At 34.8% G+C, this 19,353-nt stretch carries 21 protein-coding genes; 4 read left to right on the top strand and 17 right to left on the bottom strand.

Annotated elements, in window-relative coordinates:
• The first annotated feature begins 33 nt into the window (after positions 1-33).
• The 3 genes from FHP04_RS14835 (at position 34) to FHP04_RS12925 (ending at position 1,643) form a co-directional block, all read left to right on the top strand.
• Positions 34-219 carry an RteC domain-containing protein gene (locus tag FHP04_RS14835; protein ID WP_139856569.1) on the top strand — a complete coding sequence of 62 codons (186 nt, stop codon included), beginning with the start codon at positions 34-36 and terminating at the stop codon, positions 217-219.
• A 134-nt stretch (positions 220-353) separates the two neighbouring features.
• Entirely contained in the window at positions 354-680 is a 327-nt protein-coding gene (locus tag FHP04_RS12930; RefSeq protein WP_179951789.1) for a helix-turn-helix domain-containing protein, read from the top strand.
• Between the two features lie 585 nt (positions 681-1,265).
• Positions 1,266-1,643: a hypothetical protein gene (locus FHP04_RS12925; protein WP_139856559.1), complete on the top strand. Its 378-nt coding sequence runs from the start codon at positions 1,266-1,268 to the stop codon at positions 1,641-1,643.
• A 266-nt stretch (positions 1,644-1,909) separates the two neighbouring features.
• Here FHP04_RS12925 and FHP04_RS12920 read toward each other — a convergent pair whose 3' ends face one another.
• From FHP04_RS12920 to FHP04_RS12880, 9 genes are all read right to left on the bottom strand, one after another.
• Positions 1,910-2,410, bottom strand: a complete 501-nt coding sequence (locus FHP04_RS12920; RefSeq protein ID WP_139856558.1) for a hypothetical protein — start codon at positions 2,408-2,410, stop codon at positions 1,910-1,912.
• Between the two features lie 188 nt (positions 2,411-2,598).
• On the bottom strand, positions 2,599-3,054 hold the full coding sequence (locus FHP04_RS12915; protein ID WP_139856557.1) for a hypothetical protein: 456 nt from the start codon (positions 3,052-3,054) through the stop codon (positions 2,599-2,601).
• Positions 3,041-3,451, bottom strand: a complete 411-nt coding sequence (locus tag FHP04_RS12910; RefSeq protein ID WP_139856556.1) for a helix-turn-helix domain-containing protein — start codon at positions 3,449-3,451, stop codon at positions 3,041-3,043. The genes FHP04_RS12915 and FHP04_RS12910 overlap by 14 nt, the downstream gene beginning before the upstream one ends.
• A gap of 17 nt (positions 3,452-3,468) precedes the next feature.
• Entirely contained in the window at positions 3,469-3,990 is a 522-nt protein-coding gene (locus FHP04_RS12905) for a hypothetical protein (protein ID WP_139856555.1), read from the bottom strand.
• Between the two features lie 238 nt (positions 3,991-4,228).
• A complete protein-coding gene (locus FHP04_RS12900; RefSeq protein ID WP_139856554.1) occupies positions 4,229-7,348 on the bottom strand; it encodes a type I restriction endonuclease subunit R in 3,120 nt (1,039 codons plus the stop codon).
• Positions 7,349-7,528: 180 nt separating this feature from the next.
• Positions 7,529-8,020 carry a hypothetical protein gene (locus FHP04_RS12895; RefSeq protein WP_139856553.1) on the bottom strand — a complete coding sequence of 164 codons (492 nt, stop codon included), beginning with the start codon at positions 8,018-8,020 and terminating at the stop codon, positions 7,529-7,531.
• Positions 8,021-8,024: 4 nt separating this feature from the next.
• A complete protein-coding gene (locus tag FHP04_RS12890) occupies positions 8,025-8,720 on the bottom strand; it encodes a DUF3800 domain-containing protein (protein WP_139856552.1) in 696 nt (231 codons plus the stop codon).
• Positions 8,721-8,725: 5 nt separating this feature from the next.
• Entirely contained in the window at positions 8,726-9,961 is a 1,236-nt protein-coding gene (locus FHP04_RS12885; RefSeq protein ID WP_139856551.1) for a restriction endonuclease subunit S, read from the bottom strand.
• Positions 9,958-11,469: a class I SAM-dependent DNA methyltransferase gene (locus tag FHP04_RS12880; protein ID WP_139856550.1), complete on the bottom strand. Its 1,512-nt coding sequence runs from the start codon at positions 11,467-11,469 to the stop codon at positions 9,958-9,960. Before FHP04_RS12880 ends, FHP04_RS12885 begins: the two co-directional genes overlap by 4 nt.
• Before the next feature lie 435 nt (positions 11,470-11,904).
• On the opposite strand from FHP04_RS12880, the gene FHP04_RS12875 reads away from it, so the two are divergent.
• A complete protein-coding gene (locus FHP04_RS12875; protein WP_139856549.1) occupies positions 11,905-12,282 on the top strand; it encodes a hypothetical protein in 378 nt (125 codons plus the stop codon).
• Positions 12,283-12,823: 541 nt separating this feature from the next.
• Here the strand turns inward: FHP04_RS12875 and FHP04_RS12870 are convergent.
• The 8 genes from FHP04_RS12870 to FHP04_RS12835 all read right to left on the bottom strand — a co-directional run bounded on the left by FHP04_RS12870 (position 12,824) and on the right by FHP04_RS12835 (position 19,336).
• A complete protein-coding gene (locus FHP04_RS12870; RefSeq protein ID WP_139856548.1) occupies positions 12,824-13,417 on the bottom strand; it encodes a Cap15 family cyclic dinucleotide receptor domain-containing protein in 594 nt (197 codons plus the stop codon).
• Positions 13,417-14,310, bottom strand: coding sequence for a nucleotidyltransferase domain-containing protein (locus tag FHP04_RS12865; protein ID WP_139856547.1), 894 nt, complete (start codon positions 14,308-14,310; stop codon positions 13,417-13,419). Before FHP04_RS12865 ends, FHP04_RS12870 begins: the two co-directional genes overlap by 1 nt.
• Before the next feature lie 168 nt (positions 14,311-14,478).
• Positions 14,479-15,579 carry a toxin-antitoxin system YwqK family antitoxin gene (locus FHP04_RS12860; protein ID WP_139856546.1) on the bottom strand — a complete coding sequence of 367 codons (1,101 nt, stop codon included), beginning with the start codon at positions 15,577-15,579 and terminating at the stop codon, positions 14,479-14,481.
• A 448-nt stretch (positions 15,580-16,027) separates the two neighbouring features.
• Positions 16,028-16,390, bottom strand: a complete 363-nt coding sequence (locus FHP04_RS12855) for an OB-fold nucleic acid binding domain-containing protein (protein ID WP_139856545.1) — start codon at positions 16,388-16,390, stop codon at positions 16,028-16,030.
• 409 nt (positions 16,391-16,799) lie between these two features.
• The gene (locus FHP04_RS12850) at positions 16,800-16,991 is read right to left on the bottom strand and encodes a glycine cleavage system protein H (RefSeq protein WP_262710120.1); all 192 of its coding nucleotides are present in this window, start codon (positions 16,989-16,991) and stop codon (positions 16,800-16,802) included.
• Positions 16,992-16,993: 2 nt separating this feature from the next.
• Positions 16,994-17,767, bottom strand: a complete 774-nt coding sequence (locus FHP04_RS12845; RefSeq protein ID WP_139856543.1) for a metallophosphoesterase family protein — start codon at positions 17,765-17,767, stop codon at positions 16,994-16,996.
• Positions 17,768-17,777: 10 nt separating this feature from the next.
• A complete protein-coding gene (locus FHP04_RS12840) occupies positions 17,778-18,833 on the bottom strand; it encodes an ArsO family NAD(P)H-dependent flavin-containing monooxygenase (protein WP_139856542.1) in 1,056 nt (351 codons plus the stop codon).
• A gap of 29 nt (positions 18,834-18,862) precedes the next feature.
• Complete coding sequence (locus FHP04_RS12835) at positions 18,863-19,336, bottom strand: DUF6428 family protein (protein ID WP_139856541.1); 474 nt, start codon at positions 19,334-19,336, stop codon at positions 18,863-18,865.
• Between the last annotated feature and the right edge of the window lie 17 nt (positions 19,337-19,353).

Below are 19,353 nucleotides of genomic sequence, written 5' to 3'. Positions count from 1 at the left end.
TGAACTGGACAGGGATAAAATCAGATTTAATTAATTTATACACTTCACGAAACGGGAAGAATCAACAAAGGCAGTTCACATATAAAAGATTTAGCAGACCTATTTCAGCAAGTTCTAAATATTGACCCTGGTGAAAACTACCCCACCTACATAGATATACGCTCACAGAAAAATAACCAAACCAAATCCCTAGACCGAATGAAAAAAAATCTTATTTAAAAAATCACCGCTACGGCATTCAAATAAAGACCACCCAAGAAAAGATTTGACAATCAACAATCTAAGTCAATTTTCCAATTAATGTTAAATATATTTTACAAAGTACACTATATTTGTAAAATATAATTTACGTTATGACTAAAAAGAAAATGGTGATTTTACCGAAAGCTAGAAAGATTCTCAACAAATTGGGAGAAAATATTAAGCTCGCTCGCTTGAGAAGAAAATTTAGTTCCCAACAAATAGCGGAACGGGCAAATATTAGCAGACCCACTTTATCCGCAATTGAAAAAGGAAAACCTACGGTAAGTATTGGTTCGTACCTCCTAGTTTTACAAGTCTTAGGTTTAGAAAAAGACTTTCTCCTTCTCGCCAAGGATGATGAATTAGGGAGGAAATTACAAGATGCTCGTATCTTCACAAAAAAAAGAGCACCAAAAGGAAAAGATGAAAATGTATAAATAAAATTCAGAAAATGGCAACAAGGGTTTAGCATACGATATTAATCCAATTGAAACTGGCACAGGTTTAAATCTGAACATTTCTGATGAAGATAATTCCTTAGACTTAAACTTAGCCCTGGAAGTAGCAGAGTTTTTCAGACTTTCAAAAAAAAGAGCAACATAAATAATGGAAGAGGTCTTAAATGCTGTGGCAGATCGGAGAAAATTAGCGACGAAATTTGGTATTTCAAGAGCTGAACAAGAATTAAATTCAATAGCTTTTAAAACCACAAAAGATTAACCTAAGAAACTAAATCTAAAATTCTCTATGATTGTTGAGCTTGCCTGTTCAGAGCAGCTTGTCCTGAGCTGCCTGTCCTGAGCTGCCTGTCCTGAGCTGCCTGTCCTGAGCTTGTCGAAGGGCCGAAGGGCCGAAGGGCAGTCGAAGGTCTTGTCATTCTGAGCGCAGTCGAAGGATAACCCACATCACCATCAACCTCAGCGAAAAAGAAACAAAAATTCATTATGATCACCGTGTCCAAAGTCCCCTAAGCGGAATGCTAAACGTTAGTGGCTACGACAAAAATAATAAAGTTAAAAAAAATGAAAACTCCCTCTTTCTGGCCATGGTTCTCCGACAACGAAAATAAGCTCAAACAAATTCACACACTCCCTAAGACTGAACAAAAAGAGCTATTGTACTGGCTTAATAAGCATATAGAATATTACAATCCTAGAATTAAACCGCTACTAAATATACCAACTAACAATGATGGACCATCTACACTTACTTTTACGGTCTATTGCGAACACGAAATTCGTACCTCATTACTCCACTTATTAGAAACAGCGCCACTCTATAAAGATTGGATTATTAATACTTGCCAAGTCGAAACTCCAGATGAATCCAACAAACGTCATCAATCCCAGGAAGAGCAGGATATTCAAGATTTAATTAACTTACTAAATAGTTTCTCATAGAGGCATAATCTTACTATACCCTTTCAAAACATAAATTTTGACAAAAATTACCAGTGAAAAATTTTCAAGAATGAAGCCCCCCCTTGTGCGTTTCCGAAATTTCAGGAGTATCGCGTTCCTCTTCGTTGATCAGTTACCTAGTTTTTAAAAGTAACATCTACCGAGCCAAGTTAAAGTAAATAGTTTAGCCTCTTTAATTCCCCCAAAATCACTATGTATTCCCTAGTAGAAATACTGGTAGGAGGACATTTGTATTGCGTCAGTACCTATTCCGCTTTCAACTCAGATAACGCTAAAGCAAGATCCTGCCAAAATTCATTTTTAGTTTTAATATTATAGGCTTCTAAGTGAATTTTAATTGTATTTATTCTAAAATAATCTTTATTGTCTAGGCAACCTATACCTCTTTTATCCCTAATACTAAAGTTGCCATTGTCCCTTGGAGTCGAGTATCTATAATAACAATTCGATAGATTCGTTGTAATAGAACTATATTTTGCTATAAGATTTGGAAGAATAGACCGAAAAATTTTAAGCTCTATATTTTGGGTGAAGGCAAGCTCAATATAGGATTCTGAATCATCAGGACCTTGAATTCCATACTTTGAATATAAAGTCTGGATATTAGGATTAGAGTTAATTTCAATCAACTTTTCTTTTAAAAACCCATTATCTAACGCCCAGAACCCCTCCTCCATCATTAACAAATTATTGAAGTCCTCCATATAGTAATCCTTCAATTTTGGATTTAAAAATATATCTTCCATTATAAAACTTTTTGAATTTTATCTGACAGTGTGACCAAGTTTAGATTGTACATCTATCTATCCATCGCTAGTACCTACGTCCTCTCCCGAAAACAAATAGATTTTTGAACTCTATAAGCTTTAGTTGTATTTGAATGAACTTTAATTGTGAAGGAAGAGAAAAATAATTTTAAAAATGATTAAAAAAACTACTCTAGGTCACGTTTCAATAGCTCTTTAGGATCAATTACCGGCATAATAAAACTTTCTAAAGCCGTCCCTTGAAAACGTGTCATTAGTACACCTCTTGAAGTGGAGTGAGAAATAGCAGCTAATGCATTCCCTAAATTAATATCTACATCCAATAAACCTTCGGAATTATTAGTGGCAAGTTCCTCTAAATTATGGATATAATAAGTGTAAACAAAATGAAAACTACCCTTAGCTTCCTCAGCGGTGGAAACTGTCGATTTTGTCTCCACAAACACCTTGAAATCTGCCTTTACAAGAGATTCTTGAATATTGAACCCCATCCGAAATTCAACATTAAAAGTATGACCGTCAATAGCCGACATGTCAAACTCAAAAGGGCTTTCTATTTGTCCCTTAATAATCCTGAAATCGACAATCTCGATTTTATCAGCACAAAACTTACTCTCCTGCATGGGCTAATGGTTGAAAAGTTTTAGGTATTCTAAGCGTCTTTTGACCCTCTTCAAATTTTACAGTGGGATCAAATTGATGATTTTTATAAACAGTAAATTGTCTTTTTATAGATTCCTTTTCTGAAAAAGCCACCCGTCTAGGAACGTGGATGATAGGCTCTCCAAGTTCCGCCTGCATTTTGGCAATAGATTTCAAGGTAAGATTATGGTTCCCAGTAAGCCATTTGTTAATTTCAGAAGGACGTTTGTCCAACTTTTCAGCAAAGGATTTTTGAGTATGCCCATTTTCCTTTAAAAGTTGTTTAATTCTTACCAAAATATCTGCATACAGATTCACAAATATTTTTGTCTCTTCTGGAGTCTCAGCCAAAATTCGACGTGCTACTTTGCTTCTCATAATTGTTAAGTTTTGGTTTATAAGATAATATCAGATGACCCATCAAATGATAATAAAATTCGTTTCTGCTTATTGATAACTATGCTGCCATCTTTTAAAGATTGAATGATTCTCTTCGCATAATTACAAGCGTCAACCCATTTATAATGTAAACTGCTCTCTTGATTGGTTCTTCCATCCTTTATTCCACCGCCAAATAAAATCACGATCTCATTTGTAATTCTAAGGGCATAAAGCCGTAAGGGAAAATTTGGAAAGTGATAGTGAAGCTCTCCCAAGTGCAAATGACCATGTGAAGGTAATCCAGCCACTTCATTTTCATATCTATTAAAGAGCTCATCAATTGCCCCATGTCTGTCCCCAATGGCATTAAGAACAAAGGATATTAATTGCTGAATATGCTCCTTATAAATAACGTCATTTTCGTATTTCTCAAAAAACATATCTGTTTCATTAAGGTCTGCACCTTCATCCTTTACAGTGTAAAAAGTACAACACTTAGCTTCATCATCCCATATTTCGAGTTCAAATGTATTCACTAAAAACCTAATTTGCAAACAAAAATACACTTTTAAGTGTATTTTAAGATTAAATATATAATTGTTATCCCGCAAGTTCCAACAATACCCTGATTTAAGTTTTAACTTTAATTATATTAATGTGCTTATTTATTGACACCTGTATAAATAACTAATAAAATAAATTTAGCCTCGCTAATGTCCGAGTCCACTCGAGTGACCTTCCTTCATCATCAAGTAAAATCAGAAAGCCTCTCTCCTAAACCCCACTAAAAAACTCCGCCAAATTCTCACTCTGAGCAATAACCCTATCCGCTTCTATTCGAGCCAAATCAGGAGGGTAGCCATAACGCATTAAAATCTTTCTAACCGTTAACCTCAACTTTGCACGAACATCATCACGTTTACTCCAATCAACGGTAGCATTGTTTCTAACAACATCGACAATGGTGTGAATTAACTCTTTCATTTTTTCATCATCCAACATCTTAGTCGAATCATTCTGAGAAAGAACACTATAAAACGCATACTCCTCTGGACTCAATCCTAACTCCTCACTCTTGTGATCTTCCAATCGCATCTCTTTGGCAATTTCTGATAGCTCCTGAAGAACTTGAGCCGAATCTATCTGATTATTGTGATAACGCTTCACTACCGATTCCAATAACTCCGAAAAACGCTTCCCTTGGGCTATATTTCGGGTCTTACGAATCCGAACCTCATCACTTAATAATTTCTTTAATAACTCGAATGCAACATTCTTTTGCTGCATATTCTTTACCTCAAGTAAAAACTCATCCGAGAGAATACTAACCTTCGGACTCTCAATACCAGCAGCTTCAAATACATCAACAATTCCATCACTAGCTAGTTTATCATCAATAATTTGCTTGATAGCTGTTTCTACTTCATAATCCGACTTCCCACTCCTGCCTGTAAATTTATTAATCCTACTTTTTATAGCTTGAAAAAAGGCAACCACATCCTTAATGGCATTCGCTTCTGGGCTTGGTATAGACATCGCATAAAGCTTTGAAAGCAGCGTTACCTCTTTTAAAAACCTATCTTTTAGTTTCTCACTGGATAGAATAAAGTTCTGACCCGCCAAAATAATTTGCAGCCTTCTGCTTGTTTCAGCCTCGAAGTATTCTTTATAGTCGAAACCATGAAACATCTGCTCTACAATTTCGAACTTCTCTAACATACCAGCAATAGCTTCTCGAATGTCTACAACAGGAGCGCCTTCACCTCCACTTTGCATATAAACCGCCATAGCATTCCTAAGATCTTGACCTATTCCAATATAATCTACGATAAGCCCGCCAGGTTTATCTTTATAAACTCTATTTACCCGAGCAATCGCCTGCATTAAGTTAGCTCCTTGCATTTTCTTATCCACGTAAAGGGTGTGTAAACTTGGTGCATCAAATCCTGTAAGCCACATATCACGTACAATCACCAATTTTAATTCGTCGGTGGTGTCCTTCATTCTAATGGCAAGATCTTTCCGCTGACTTTTAGTGGTGTGATGAGGTTGTAAAATAGCTTCATCGTCTGAAGAACTGGTCATTATTACTTTAATACCCCCTTTGTCCATATTGTCATGGTGCCATTCGGGGCGTAACCTGACGATTTCATTATATAGCAAAACACATATCCTTCGTGTCATACCCACAATCATCGCCTTTCCTTCAAATACTTCCTGCCTTGCTTCAAAATGCGAAACGATATCGGCAGCTATATCTCTAACGCGCTCTGGGTGACCAATTATAGCATCTATATTGGCCGTTCTTTTTTTAGCATATTCTAATTGCTCCTCAGATACTCCTGCTATTTCTTCTATTTCAGAATCGATAGATTCAGTTGTCTTTTCATCCAATTTAATTTTAACCAATCGAGACTCATAGCTAATAGGAACAGTAGCGCCATCATCAACAGCTCGTTTTATATCGTATACATCAATATAGTTTCCAAATACTGCAGGGGTACTTTTGTCCTCTTTTTCAATTGGCGTTCCTGTGAATCCAAGATAAGAAGCATTAGGCAACGCATCCCGCAAATACTTGGCATTTCCATAACGGATCTCTGATCCTTCATCGGTTTCTACTTCACGTGCTTTAAAACCATATTGGCTACGGTGCGCTTCGTCTGCAACAACCACAATATTGGTGCGTTCTGATAGTGTATCGAAAACATTGCCCTCCGCAGGTGCAAATTTTTGAATAGTTGTAAAAATCACTCCACCACCAGACACTTTAAGAAGTTCTTTAATATGATCTCGGCTTGTGGCTTGTATGGGAGTTTGACGCAGTAAATCTTTACAATTTCCAAAAGTGCTAAATAACTGATCGTCTAAATCATTTCTATCGGTTAGAATTACCAATGTTGGATTTTCCATCTCTGGTTGCACAATAATTTGCCCGCTATAAAAAACCATAGACAATGACTTTCCGCTTCCTTGCGTATGCCAAACTACGCCAACCTTACGGTCGCCATCCTCGCTATGAGTAGCACGAATGGTTTGTTCTACAGCTTTTTGTACTGCGTAATATTGATGATAGGCAGCAACCTTCTTAATTTTGATTTGAAAAATTAAACCTGTTTTTTCATCTTTTTTCTCTTCTTGCTCAAAAACAGTACAGTACCTGATTAGCCTTACAAGCACCGTTTTATCCAACATATGTTCTGTGAGAATCTGCAATTCTGTACGTGGATCATTTTCTATAAGCTCAGGCGCGCGCCAGCTTAGAAAACGAGAAAAGGGAGCAGATAAACTAGAGGTCTTTGCTTCTATACCATCGCTAATAACACAAATAGAATTATAATAGAAAATACTAGGAGTCGCAGTTTTGTAGTTACCAATTTGTTGGTGAGCTCTACGCAACGTGGCTTTTTCGTTTAAAGCACTCTTTAACTCTATAAAGACTAGTGGTAAACCATTGATAAACAAAACGACATCAAATCGTTTTTCACTATTGTTTTCTTTAACCACCAACTGATTGACAACCCAAAACGAATTGTTCGTTGGATTTTCAACATCCATCAACCTGGCATTTACCCCAACCGTTCGTCCCTCTTTATTAAATTCAACCGTAACACCGTTAGTTAGATAAGTATGAAAACGCTCGTTGTTTTCCATAATATCTTCTGTCCCTAGGTTGATGACTTTTTGGTAAGCTTCCGCTAGTGCTGATGCTGGAATATTAGGGTTTAGTCGTTCAAGCGAATCTTTAAAATGATTCTCTAATAATACAGAAGCAAAATTTTCTCTTTGTGGATTGTCACCAAAAGGCGCAATGTCTGGACCATAATAATAAGTATAGCCTTGTGCAATTAATTGCTCAATTAATGATTGTTCTATGGTGTTTTCGGTTAGCATATTATTCTTTTGTTTTAAACCGCCGTTCAATGTTCTTTTTTTATTCTTTAAAACCTATATTTGGTTGAGTATAATTTGTAGGCTTGTTTATAACATCTATTTTTATTTGTTTATATTGAATATTATATGTACTTTTGTGCTATCTCAATAACCATGTGTTAAAGGAGAAAAGAAGCCGCTTTAATCAGCGGTTTCGGCATTTTTATAAGCTTCGTATTCCTTTAAAAATCTTCTTAATTGGTTCTTATATTCGATGAAGTACGCTGTCCAAGGTAAAATATAGTCGTTTCTATCCTCAAGAACTACAACATATCTTTCTTCTTCATATAAAATTAAAATTCTGTTTTTAGTTCCTCTTTTATTACGCCATACTTTTAATGATATAGAAGTGGAATGATCAATTATTGGTTTTGGATACCCTATCCTTTCCATTCTTCTAAAGTCAGGAGTTCTTTCATTTTCAATATCTCCAGAGTGTGTGAAGTGATAATAGGTATATTCTTTACCATTTACTATTGGATGCTTCTTTAAGGCTAAACGTTTCCCTCTATATATCGGTTTATTGATAACAAAATCCTTTCTGAAAATTTCATATACAGCCTCATTAAAAGCATTAAAATTTCCTCCGAAATCATTTAATTCTATTATTTCTGGTAGTTCAACTAAATCCATATATTCAACTAATTCTAGGTTTCCAAATGAATAAATTTAATTTTGATTCTCTAAAAAGTGTGGAACTAAATAAATTATAACCCGACCTTTGTTGAATTCTATTTATGAGCGCTAATTTGGCGGAATTAGTTTTTAAACCGCGGTGTAAATAACCTATAGCACCTATAAATAAATCTGCAAGAGGCAACAACTCTACTTCGTGCGATCTAATTTGTTGAACCTTCTTGACTATTTTCTTGTCATAATCGTAATGACTATTTCTTAGAATGTTTTTCAATTTGTCAACCTTTTCTTGACCTTGCGTATCCTTTATATCGATATAGATATTATATGAATTACTTGGCTCTAATATCACTTTCAATAAGTCAAAATACATTTTATAGTAAAATTCATCGTGCGTTTGATTGTGTTTATCATGATCAAGTATGGTTTTATTCACAACAAGCCCTCTGAAATGGAGATCATCATCATCAAAAAAATAATCAATTAGATTCATATAAAAGTCTAGTTTTCCCGGCGAAACTTTATTCCATTTTACTTCAAATTTCTCAGGTAATCCATGTTGAACTTTTATTTCTCTTAGCCGCTTAAAAATCTCTTCCTTCTTATCCTTTAAACACCAGATACCACCTAGAACCATATAATCACAAGTGTCGTTTGGTAAATGACAGCTTTCGTCACAATATATATTATACTCCATATCTTTTATTTTTTAAACCCCTCAACCCGCAACTCCCCACTCATGAGTTTAGGCAATAAAGTGTCTCTAGTTTTGGTTAGAGATTGGATTTGTTTGGAATTATTTAAAATTTTATCGAAAACAGGTTTTATTAATTTATCAAAATCTTTTAAAGCTTGATTAGATGGTATAATTGTTTCGTAGTACCTTAATATATCGGTTTTTAAATTCACAAATACGCTCCCGCTACCTTGTTGAACTAATTTTGGTCTAATGTGTAAAAAGAGTAAATACAAATACTCATTTGATACGATCGAGCTAGGGAAATGCATCCAACCATCATGAACACAAGTGTCAACAGCTAAAAACTTTGGCATACCTGGTGTAGCACTATTGGATAAAACTAAATCACCTGCTTTCTTTAAGGTTGTTTTACTTAATCCTTCAACTTTAATATGTTCTTTTATTTCAAAAATATACGGAGAGTCAGTTGCGGTTGCATCTGAAATCTTTAACCATCTATAACCAGAATCTGAAATATAATCTTTAATCGGTCTGGGGGAGCCACCTCTCTTAATTACTGTCAAATCACCAATTTCACCAACACGCCAACCCTCCGGCAATTCATCCCCCACCTGATATTTCCCACCTGCCTGCCGGCTAGGCAGGAACCACGCTGCAAAAATGGTTTGTGCCAAGGTTTCTAGGGTTTGGTTTTGAGCACGTAGGTTTTCTATTTTATCATCAAAGGCGGTTAAGACTTCGGCTATGGCTTTTTGTTCTTGGAGGGGTGGGAGATTTATTGGAAACATCGCAAAATCGTTTGCATTTGCTCCACCTTGTGCTGAACCACTTTTTACAGATTTAACAAAACCGCTCCATAACCTTGAGCGAACTAAAAAATCAATAAAATTATAGTCAGCTATTTCTGAATTGAGTTGAAATCTAATTAAATATGATGCAAATACTGCGTTTATTTCTTCTTTAATTGTTGCAGTAGCACCTGTAGAATTACCTGTTCTAGCTATTACAACATCTCCAATTTTTAGTTTATATTTTTCTAAATCTGAATCTGAGATAAGACAGAAAGGAACTGTCTTCCAATTAATAAAATCATTCTGGATATCGGTAATTCTTAGAAATTTTGGTCCAATTTCCTCATTAGATGCACTTTCAGTGTATCCGTATTGCTTTCTAATCGAAACTTCACCCAAAGTAGTTTCCACCCAACCTTCAGGAATTTTGTCTTCTACACTACTCATAACGAAAACCCAATTTTAGCCAGTTGTGTTTTAATTTCTTGGTTTAGGGCTTCTTCTTCCTGCATTTGTTGTTTAAGTGTTGTGGTAAGGTCAGCCATTTTATCTTCAAAGGGGATGCCGTCGTCCTCTTCGTCTGGAATACCTACATAGCGGCCAGGAGTTAATACGTAGCTGTGTTTTTGTATGTCTGCAAGCGATGCGCTTTTGCAAAAGCCTTTTTCATCTTCGTATTTAGATGCTGAGCCTGTCGAAGCACGCCAATTATGGTAAGTATCACAAATCTTAGCAATGTCTTCTTCAGAGAAGTCTCTATGCACACGAGATTTCATAAAGCCCAGTTCAGAGGCATCAATAAATAAGGTTTTGTCGCTAGTTTTATTCCTACGCATAAACCAAATACAAGCAGGAATACCCGTGTTGTAGAATAGTTGTTTTGGTAAGGCTACGATGCACTCTACTAAATTTTCATCCACAAAGTTTTTACGGATATCGCCCTCGCCTGAGGTGTTAGAACTCAACGAACCATTTGCCAATACCGTTGCCATAACACCCGTAGGCGCTAAGTGATAAAGCATATGCTGTAACCAACCGTAATTAGCATTCCCTTTGGGTGGGATTCCGTATTTCCAACGTGCATCCTCTTGCAAAATATCCACACCCCAATCGCTTTGATTAAACGGTGGATTGGCAATAACAAAATCGGCTTTCAAGTCAGGGTGTGCGTCTTTTAAAAAAGAACCTTCTGTATTCCAAGCCACAAACTTAGAGTTGATATTGCGAATAGCCAAGTTCATCTTAGAAAGCTTCCAAGTCGTTTGGTTACTCTCTTGCCCATAAACCGTAATATCTTTTATGTTTCCTTGGTGTTCCGTAACAAATTTTTCACTCATCACAAACATTCCCCCAGAACCACTTGCTGGGTCATATACCCTACCTTTGTATGGCTCAATCATTTCAACCATTAATCTCACAATAGCTTTAGGAGTATAGAACTGTCCGCCTTTTTTCCCTTCGGCATTGGCAAATTCGCCTAAGAAATACTCATACACTCGACCAAAGAGATCTTTAGAGTTTTCATTTTCGGCTTGTAAATCTGTATTAGAAATCAAATCGATCAGCTCACCCAAAGCAGTTTTGTCTAGATTGGCTTTTCCGTACACCTGCGGCAGCACGTTTTTAAGTTCTTTGTTTTCCTTTTCTATAGCTTCCATAGCTTCATCCAAGGTTTGACCAATAGAAGGAAGCTTGGCTTGTGCATGAATATGACTCCAGCGTGCCATTTTAGGAACAAAGAAGACATTCTCGGCCAAATATTCATCGCGGTCTTCAGGATCGGACCATTCGTCTGCCTCTAATTTATCGTACAATTCTTTAAAAGATTCCGAAATGTATTTTAAGAATACAAGCCCTAAAACTACGTGTTTATACTCTGCAGCGTCTATGTTTTTACGCAATTTATCTGCTGCTTTGAACAGGTCCTGCTCAAAATTATTTTTTGTTTTTGCCATTTATAAGATGATACTCTTTTTGTGATTAATTATTTAATAAAATTTTTCTCCTAAATTAAAACATTACATATCATTCCCTCTTAGGAAAAAATTACTATCAATAAATTTCAAGGGGAGATAATTTCAAATATAACATTTATTTTAAGATTTAATTAAGAAGAGTTTTAACAGTTCAAAACAGTTGTAAAAGTGTTATTGTTAAGTTGAAATAAAAACAAACTAAAGTTGAGATTTTTGAACGAAAAATGATACTAAACAAATAATACCGTTTTAGAAATTATTGCTGGCAAATAACTTGAAAAAGCGATTAGACTATATCTTTTAAAATCAACCTTTGAAAAATTCTTTGAAAAAATAGTCAAAACATCTGCGTGAGATTTAGTTTCTTTATATGCTTAAGTTTAAAAATCGTTGAATCTTTAATTAATTGAGAATATGAATTATGTAGAAATATTGGAAAAATTATGTTTGTCAGATAAAATTCCCGAGAATAAAGATTTTCTAATGCAAACTTTCAATTACCATCCAAACTACGAAGTATTAAATTTAGCAATAATTGAAAAAGCTAAGAATGAAGAAACACATATCAGCTTTGATTTTATTGACACTGACATGAAAGGATTTAAAGAAAAATCTATTTCCGAGGTGGAATATAATTATCGACGAATTTATCCTTTCAGCGGTGGTAATGCTTTAATGAATACATTTAATTATCCAAAATATTTAGCTGCAAGAGGATTCAAGGTTGAAATCAGAGCGGCACAAAAAAATCACGGTTACCAGTCAAAATCCTATTATATAAGTTGGAAATAAAATAAAACTATCCTCAAGGAGGGTGTTTTAAGGAATCGATAATTAATTTTATATTACCTTGTTGGATCGCCGTAAATTTTTCTAATTACAAAAGCCGAAATCCATCCACCCCGCTAGTGCGCGAGTCCTCTCGTGTTCTTTCCTCATTGAACTTAAATTCTCAAGATCGATTTAAACACCCCACCTTCAGCACTTACTCATTCTTTCGTTCCGCATGCTACAATCCTTTAATCGTAAGAGCCTACGGTGTAGTTTATCTTGAGCGAAGTGGAAAGACGAAACATAAGCAATAATTTAATAAACAGAAACTCTTTCCATTAAAGCAATATCAAATTATTGCCAATGCTATTTGACTTTGCGCGCACTGCAGGAAATAACATAATATTTTCGGTTACTCAATTTAATATAGAAAGGTAAGCGGCCACATCAAAAATTGCAGTCAACAATCCCAATTAAGGGAAAACCAATCCCGGTTCAGTCAACACTGCATTCATGTTGGGTCGTACCGACCACACGAATGCTTAGTTATTAGGCAACGTTTTTATTTCTTTTGTTTAACTCTTTTCAATTCTATTTCTCCTGTCGTTTCTCTTGATGTCCAATATTCACCTGTCATTTTATCGACTTTAAAGCCATCGAAATTCAAAAGTGTCGAACCATAATGAATTGCACTCCTTTCACGAATTCCAGCTTTTGGTGTATTTAAATATGAATAGAATAATTGTTGAACATTACTGTCTTTATCAATGTTGAAGGAAGAACTAATACTATGACTAACGCTCTCTTCGGTTTTAATTCTTACGGAAATATTAAAAAAATCTTGTTTTATTATTATTTCAGTTGGTATTGATTTAGTTTTTCCCTCATTCCAATTGGACTTAATTTTTCCTTTCCAAGTTCCAGATAAATTTGGTGTTTGCACAAGCCAAGAGTAGAATATTTTTAATTTCCAAGCCCAACTAATGAAAACCATCCAAATAATAATATTTATAGATATTGTTGTTGAAATATGTGATAAAGCTTTTTGAAAATCGATACTTTCAAGGTTTTGGGTGATTAGAAAAATAATTGCATAAACAAAGAATGCTAATCCAATTATTGCAAATGCAAAAACTCTAATATTGTGTCTTACCATTACTTATATTCTAAATGTTCCCAAAGTAAAATCATATAATCATTAACATCCTTTCTTGTCCATTTTCTACCAGAATGAAAAAGGTAAAATAATTCTGAAACTTCTCCCCATTCTTTGCAATCAGCGTCAGTTTTTGTTTTACCATAAATGTAGACAATAGATTCTCTTAAACGCTCATTCCAAGTGTCATAATCTGTCATTATTCTATTTGGAACATTCCAAACTAAACATTCAAGTAAAAATGATGTAATGTTGTCGCTTACAGCTTCGCCATCGTCAATCATTTTATATCTTAATTTTCGATGCAAGCGTGTTAGTCTTTTAAATCTTCTTTGAGTATTATTATTTTTATTAATACCGTTGGAAATATGTTGTTTCGGAAAATTGGTTATGTAACCACCAGCATCTCTTCTAAATTCTGTCCCAACTGTATATTTTCCGTTCTCACTATATCTTCTGTGTTCCCAAGTTGGTACAACATCTGTTTCTATTCGAGTTGTGTTGGCGACTATGGTTATACACTTGTCGTTTCTTTTTACATCTTTTCTGCCAAACTTATTGACTAAAGCATTTTCCACATCATCTTTGAATTCCGAAAAACTATACGAAGAAGGATTGTTTAAACCGTAATCTTCTTTTTTCTTTTCTTTTGGCAATTCAAAGAAAAATCCACCAGTGTAACAAACGTTAATGTCAATGTCACTATTTAGTCTAACATTCGTGTTATTCGCGTATGAACCTTGTCCAAAGGTTTCAGTTGATTTCTTTTTTAACTTCTCGTCAGAACTTATTGCGTCTCTAACCATTTTTTCCGAATTCTCAAGTTTTGTTTGTTCGGTGTCACTTGGTGGTTTTGTCCAATTGGTTAATTGTTGTTCTGAATATTTTGCCATTTATAATTTTGTTCAAATGTTGCCTAACAGTCTTGGCTATGGTTTCGCTGCGGAATAATTCAAGCAGAATTATTCCGAGTATTCCTCAAAGTTAATAAAATACTTGGGGTTTCCGACAGGGAATTCCGTAGCAGTGAACTATAGCCAGTGTTGTAGCACGTTATTCTTTTAATATTTATAACTCAATAATTCAATTTCTTTATCATAGGGTGTGAATATTTTTGAGTTTTTAATTACAATTGGAAAATAGTCAAAACCTGGTTTGTACTTAAAAGGAAAAGTAACAGCCTTTTTTAAACTAAAAATTAGTTCTTTTATCAAATCAATTGATTCATTATCTGCTTTTGAAATAATCGATACATCAATTATTTTTTTATTTGTTCCTGTTTTTATTTCCACTAAAAACCAATTGTCAGTAATTGATTCGTTTAATTTCAACTTGTAGAAGCGTTTTTTAATTTTTTCATAAAATTCGTCATTTACTCCAATGTCCGTTTTTTGGTCACATCGAGAAGGTCCAATTATCTTTAGTCGTTCTAAAAATACGATTCCAGTAAATGTTGCATTGAAATGATTATAATACAAGTCATTACCTAAAACTGGTGATATAGAGATTCCTTTTTTAAAAGTAAAATTTTCAAAATATTCTTTTCCATAATTGGTGTTTCCAGCATAAAAGTTCCATTCTCCATCAGGTAATCCGTCTTTTACGTTTCCGGTTAATTTGGATTTTTGAGAACTAGAAATAGACATAAAAAGGCTATCAATAAATTTTCCATTTCCATTCTCAACAATAATTTCCCCTAGTTCAGTACTCTGTTCCAATAGGAATTCGTTATTGTTTTTGTAAATCACTTTTTTTATTGATTTACCATTTTTTGAGAAGCTCTCCCAAATTCCTGTTCTGTTTCCTGAAGTGTATTCAAATTCCATTTTCTTTCCCCCGTTTCTATAAAATGAATTGAATTTTCCGTTTAGTTTTCCATTTTGATAAGAGCCAGTTAAGAATAAATTATCACCATTGTAAAAGACTTTTAAAGAATCTTTAAATTGAAAAAGTTTGTCATCAAATTCTGCAATTAAGTAATATTTAGAGCAATCTTTGTAGGAGATACGAAAAACTCCATCTAAATAAATCTTGACTTTTCCATCTTGAGTTTTTTCTATTAAATCGTCAAAATATTCATATTCTTGTGCAGTTAAATCTGTGTATAAACAAAACAATAGAATTGTTAAAAGTTTGAATGTAAGTTGAAAAAAATTGTTCACTAATGATTTCGGTTTTAATGTGCTACAACGTGAGTCTGTGCATCAACTCACTTCGGACTAAAAATAATGAATCCATTGTTATCTAGAGCGGCTTTAAAACGATATTATTTTCGATTCTTAAATATGGATATTTTTTATCAGGTAAAAGAAAGCCTTCCATATAAGCCAAAATCACTTCAAATAGGGTCGAAAATTCAGTCATAAGCCCTTTGAGCCTTTTTTTCAACCCCCGCTAGTGCGCGATTGTATCTGAAAGGAATAATAATTCTTAGAAAAAAATGAGTTATTATATTCGGCAAAGTTTAACGGTTTCATTGCAGTCACCTACCTCTGTTTTGGTTATTTAGAAAATATGAAGTTATCGAATCCGAGAGGCTCTCAGCCTTTGAATTGCAATTGTTGGTAAAAGATTAGAAGCGTTTTTATTTAACGATAATAAAATTTCGAATCATTTTATAATACTTATATTCTTGGGGTCACGCAACACTATCTGTCCCTTTTCATCATATTCTTTAACAGTACCGGTCACAGCTATATGCTTTCCTTCATATTCACTTAAATCTATTTGGAATTTAGACTGATCCCTTTCCCAAACTACAACAGTAAAAGAATGGTTAGGAAATTCACCACCAAGATTCAGATAAATAGGTTTACCTTGTGAATTTTTTGCAGCATGCACCTGAGTAACTACACCACAAACAGTAGCTTTTTTATTTTTATACTCAAGTGATTGATATGCATTTATAGTGCAATTTTGAGAAAAAACGACTGATCCACATAAAAGGAATAGCGAAATTAGAAATGGTTTCATAAAATTGGATATTTATTTTCAAAGAAACATATTTTTAGTTAAAACAACAACCAAATCAAAACGAAGTTTCGTTATTATAATCTCTTTGCTATTATTTTTCATAAATTTTTACAGATCCGAAACACCTACAAAATCCACTCCCCAACTGGCGCACGATTGTATCCCTTCCCAATTCCTATTATTCCTCTAAAACTAGTCCAAAAGATAATTCTCCATTCATAAAACATAACACAATCAACAACCCAACTAATTTACAGGTTCTTTCAATGAAAAACATAAGGTTTCCCTCACACCCATAAAAAAAACAAAGCCAATAATCCCGACGTTTCGGGAGGCCTAAATAGAGTTGATTTTGGTGAAATTATAGGGTTGTGCAACGATAACCTGTGTCGTGCGCTGATTTTTTTATTTACTTTTTGTAATAATCAATTTCATTTCGCATTAAATGTTCAATTTCTTGGCTGTTTTCAATCTCTATTTTTATCATCCAGCCATTTTCAAAAGGTTCGCTGTTTACCAATGTGGGTTCTTTTAAAAGTAGTTTGTTGGTTTCAGTTATTTTTCCCGACAATGGCATAAATAAATCGCTTACGGTTTTAATGATTAATAACCACGTCTTAAATTTTCTGCATATTCGTTAGGCAGCGGACTATCTTCTACGGCTTTCGCAGCTTTTTCAATGTCGTATTCAAATCGAATAAATTCTACTTTGATGCTGTCTTTGTCCAACACAGAACTGTTTTCATTAATCGAAAGCATTACATAACCGCCTCTTACATCGCTGTCTTTTGGTTTGCCTACCGACCCAATATTGATGGCGTGTCTGAAATGATTTTGTCCATCAACTCCCGAATTTAAAACTCTGTGATACGGTTTGTGTGTATGTCCGAAACACATAATGTCTGCATCGGCTTGCTCCATAATGCGAAGCATACTTTTTTCCTCACGGTCTTCAAAAAGGTATTCGTTTATTTTTCTCGGACTTCCGTGTACCAAAAGTAAATTCAGCTTGTCTTCATTCAGTTGAAATTCAACTTTGATATGTGCCGGAAGTGCACGCAAATAGGCTCTTTCTTCATCTTTCATCAAAGAATTGGTGAATGAAATAGAAATGTTTCCGTTGTCTTTTTCACTATCTGTTTTGTAAGCACAACCACATTCGTTGCTCATTCTTCCAATGCCAAAATCGTAATTTCCTGCAATGGTTGGGATTTTTCTTTTACGGATTTCGTTTACCACTTCGTTTGGCCAAATATTATAGCCCACCAAATCGCCCAAACAATAGATACTGTCGGGATTTCTTTTTTCTACATCTGCAAAAAAGGCTTCTAATGCGGGTAGGTTTGCGTGAATGTCACTAAATAATGCAATTTTCATTTTTAATTCGTTAAGAGTTTAAAAAAAATTCTATCTCCTGTACCGTTTGTTTTGTACTTCGGTTTAATCCAATTAAGGTTGCGGATGCATAGCCTGTCCAATTGCCATAACCTACCAACCACAATCCATCTGTAGTAGTGGATTTACTTTCAATTGTTTCCGTGCTGCCTCGCTCATCGAGTGTTACAACAGTTCTTAAATGCTTGGTATCATAACCAAAACCTGTACACCAGATAATTGTATCGAACTGTTCTTGTTGTCCATTTTTCCAAATTACTCCTTGATCATATAACTCCGTGAAGGAACCCGACGAAGTAAGCACACCTCTTTCTCGCGCCTCTTTTACGGGCGGCACCATCACTATATTTCCTAAATTATATGCTGAAGCATCGAATGGCCTGCCCTCTTTTTCTGCTCTGTATCTTGCTGATGCTACATTGAAGAGGTAATATCCATCGACATCATCCGGTAAAAATTGGGGTTCTTTTTTGGTTGACCATTTAACCTCCGTAACTTTCGAAACTTCAGCAACGATTTGTGCCCCTGAATTTCCTTCCCCAACCACTAAAGTTTTAAGCCCTTTAAAATTATCAGGTGATTTATAATGTGCGGAATGTAATTGGATACCACTGAACTTATCAATACCTTTTATATTTGGAATGTAGGGGTTGCCCCATGTACCAGTTGCTGAAATAACCGTTTTTGCTTGGAATATACCTTTGGATGTATGAATATGAAAAATACCATTGTCTTTTAAGATGTGGGTAACTTCAACACCTCGTTGTATGGGTAATTGATAATGTTGTTCATATTTCATCAGATAATCAACCACTTGTAAGCGCAGCGGGAATTTTTGCTCTGTTTTGGGCATTGGCCAACCTGGCAAGGAGCTGTAATCTGCAGGAGAAAAAAGAGTTAAACTATCCCAAGCGTTCAGCCAGGCGCCCCCCGGTTCTGATTGCTTATCCAAAAGCAGAAATTTTAGTTTCGCTTTTCTTAGGTAATAGCCACATGCCAGACCACTCTGCCCTGCTCCAATTACTATGGTATCGAATATTTTGTCCATTCGCAATTTGTTTTTTTGTCTATATTTAACTAGCAGCATCCGCCACCCGGTGTGCAGGAATTGCTTTGGGTTAGGTTTAATTCAGCCAAATTTTTCTTTGCTTTTTCGGACGGAATTCCACACGCATCTTGTGCTAAACAAGCAGTTGTTTTGTTTTGCAAAATAAAATTTGTTCCGTCAAATGCCAAACCGTACTTTCCTATGGTTTCACTTTGATATTCCACTTCAATTTCTGCATCTTCAATGCCTAATTTTTCTTCGGAAAGTTTAATGATGTTTAAAAGTTTAGCAGGTTTTAAACGATGTTCAAAATCATCGGCATTCCATAGCTGAAAATTTACCGTTTTTTCTGTGCGAATTACTCCACCACAATCAATGAAGTTTTTTATAACCATTCCGACTTCGGTTACGTGAAAATGTTCTGGAACGAAAGAGCCGTTTTCCAATTTGAATGTTACATTTTCTAAAGTTGGTAAAAGTGCTTTTACTTGTGATAATTTCATTTTTGTATTATTTATAT

It is taken from the genome of Aequorivita sinensis, from assembly GCF_006346335.1.
In the GTDB taxonomy this organism is placed as follows: domain Bacteria; phylum Bacteroidota; class Bacteroidia; order Flavobacteriales; family Flavobacteriaceae; genus Aequorivita; species Aequorivita sinensis.
This window is presented reverse-complemented; position numbering and strand designations above follow the sequence as displayed.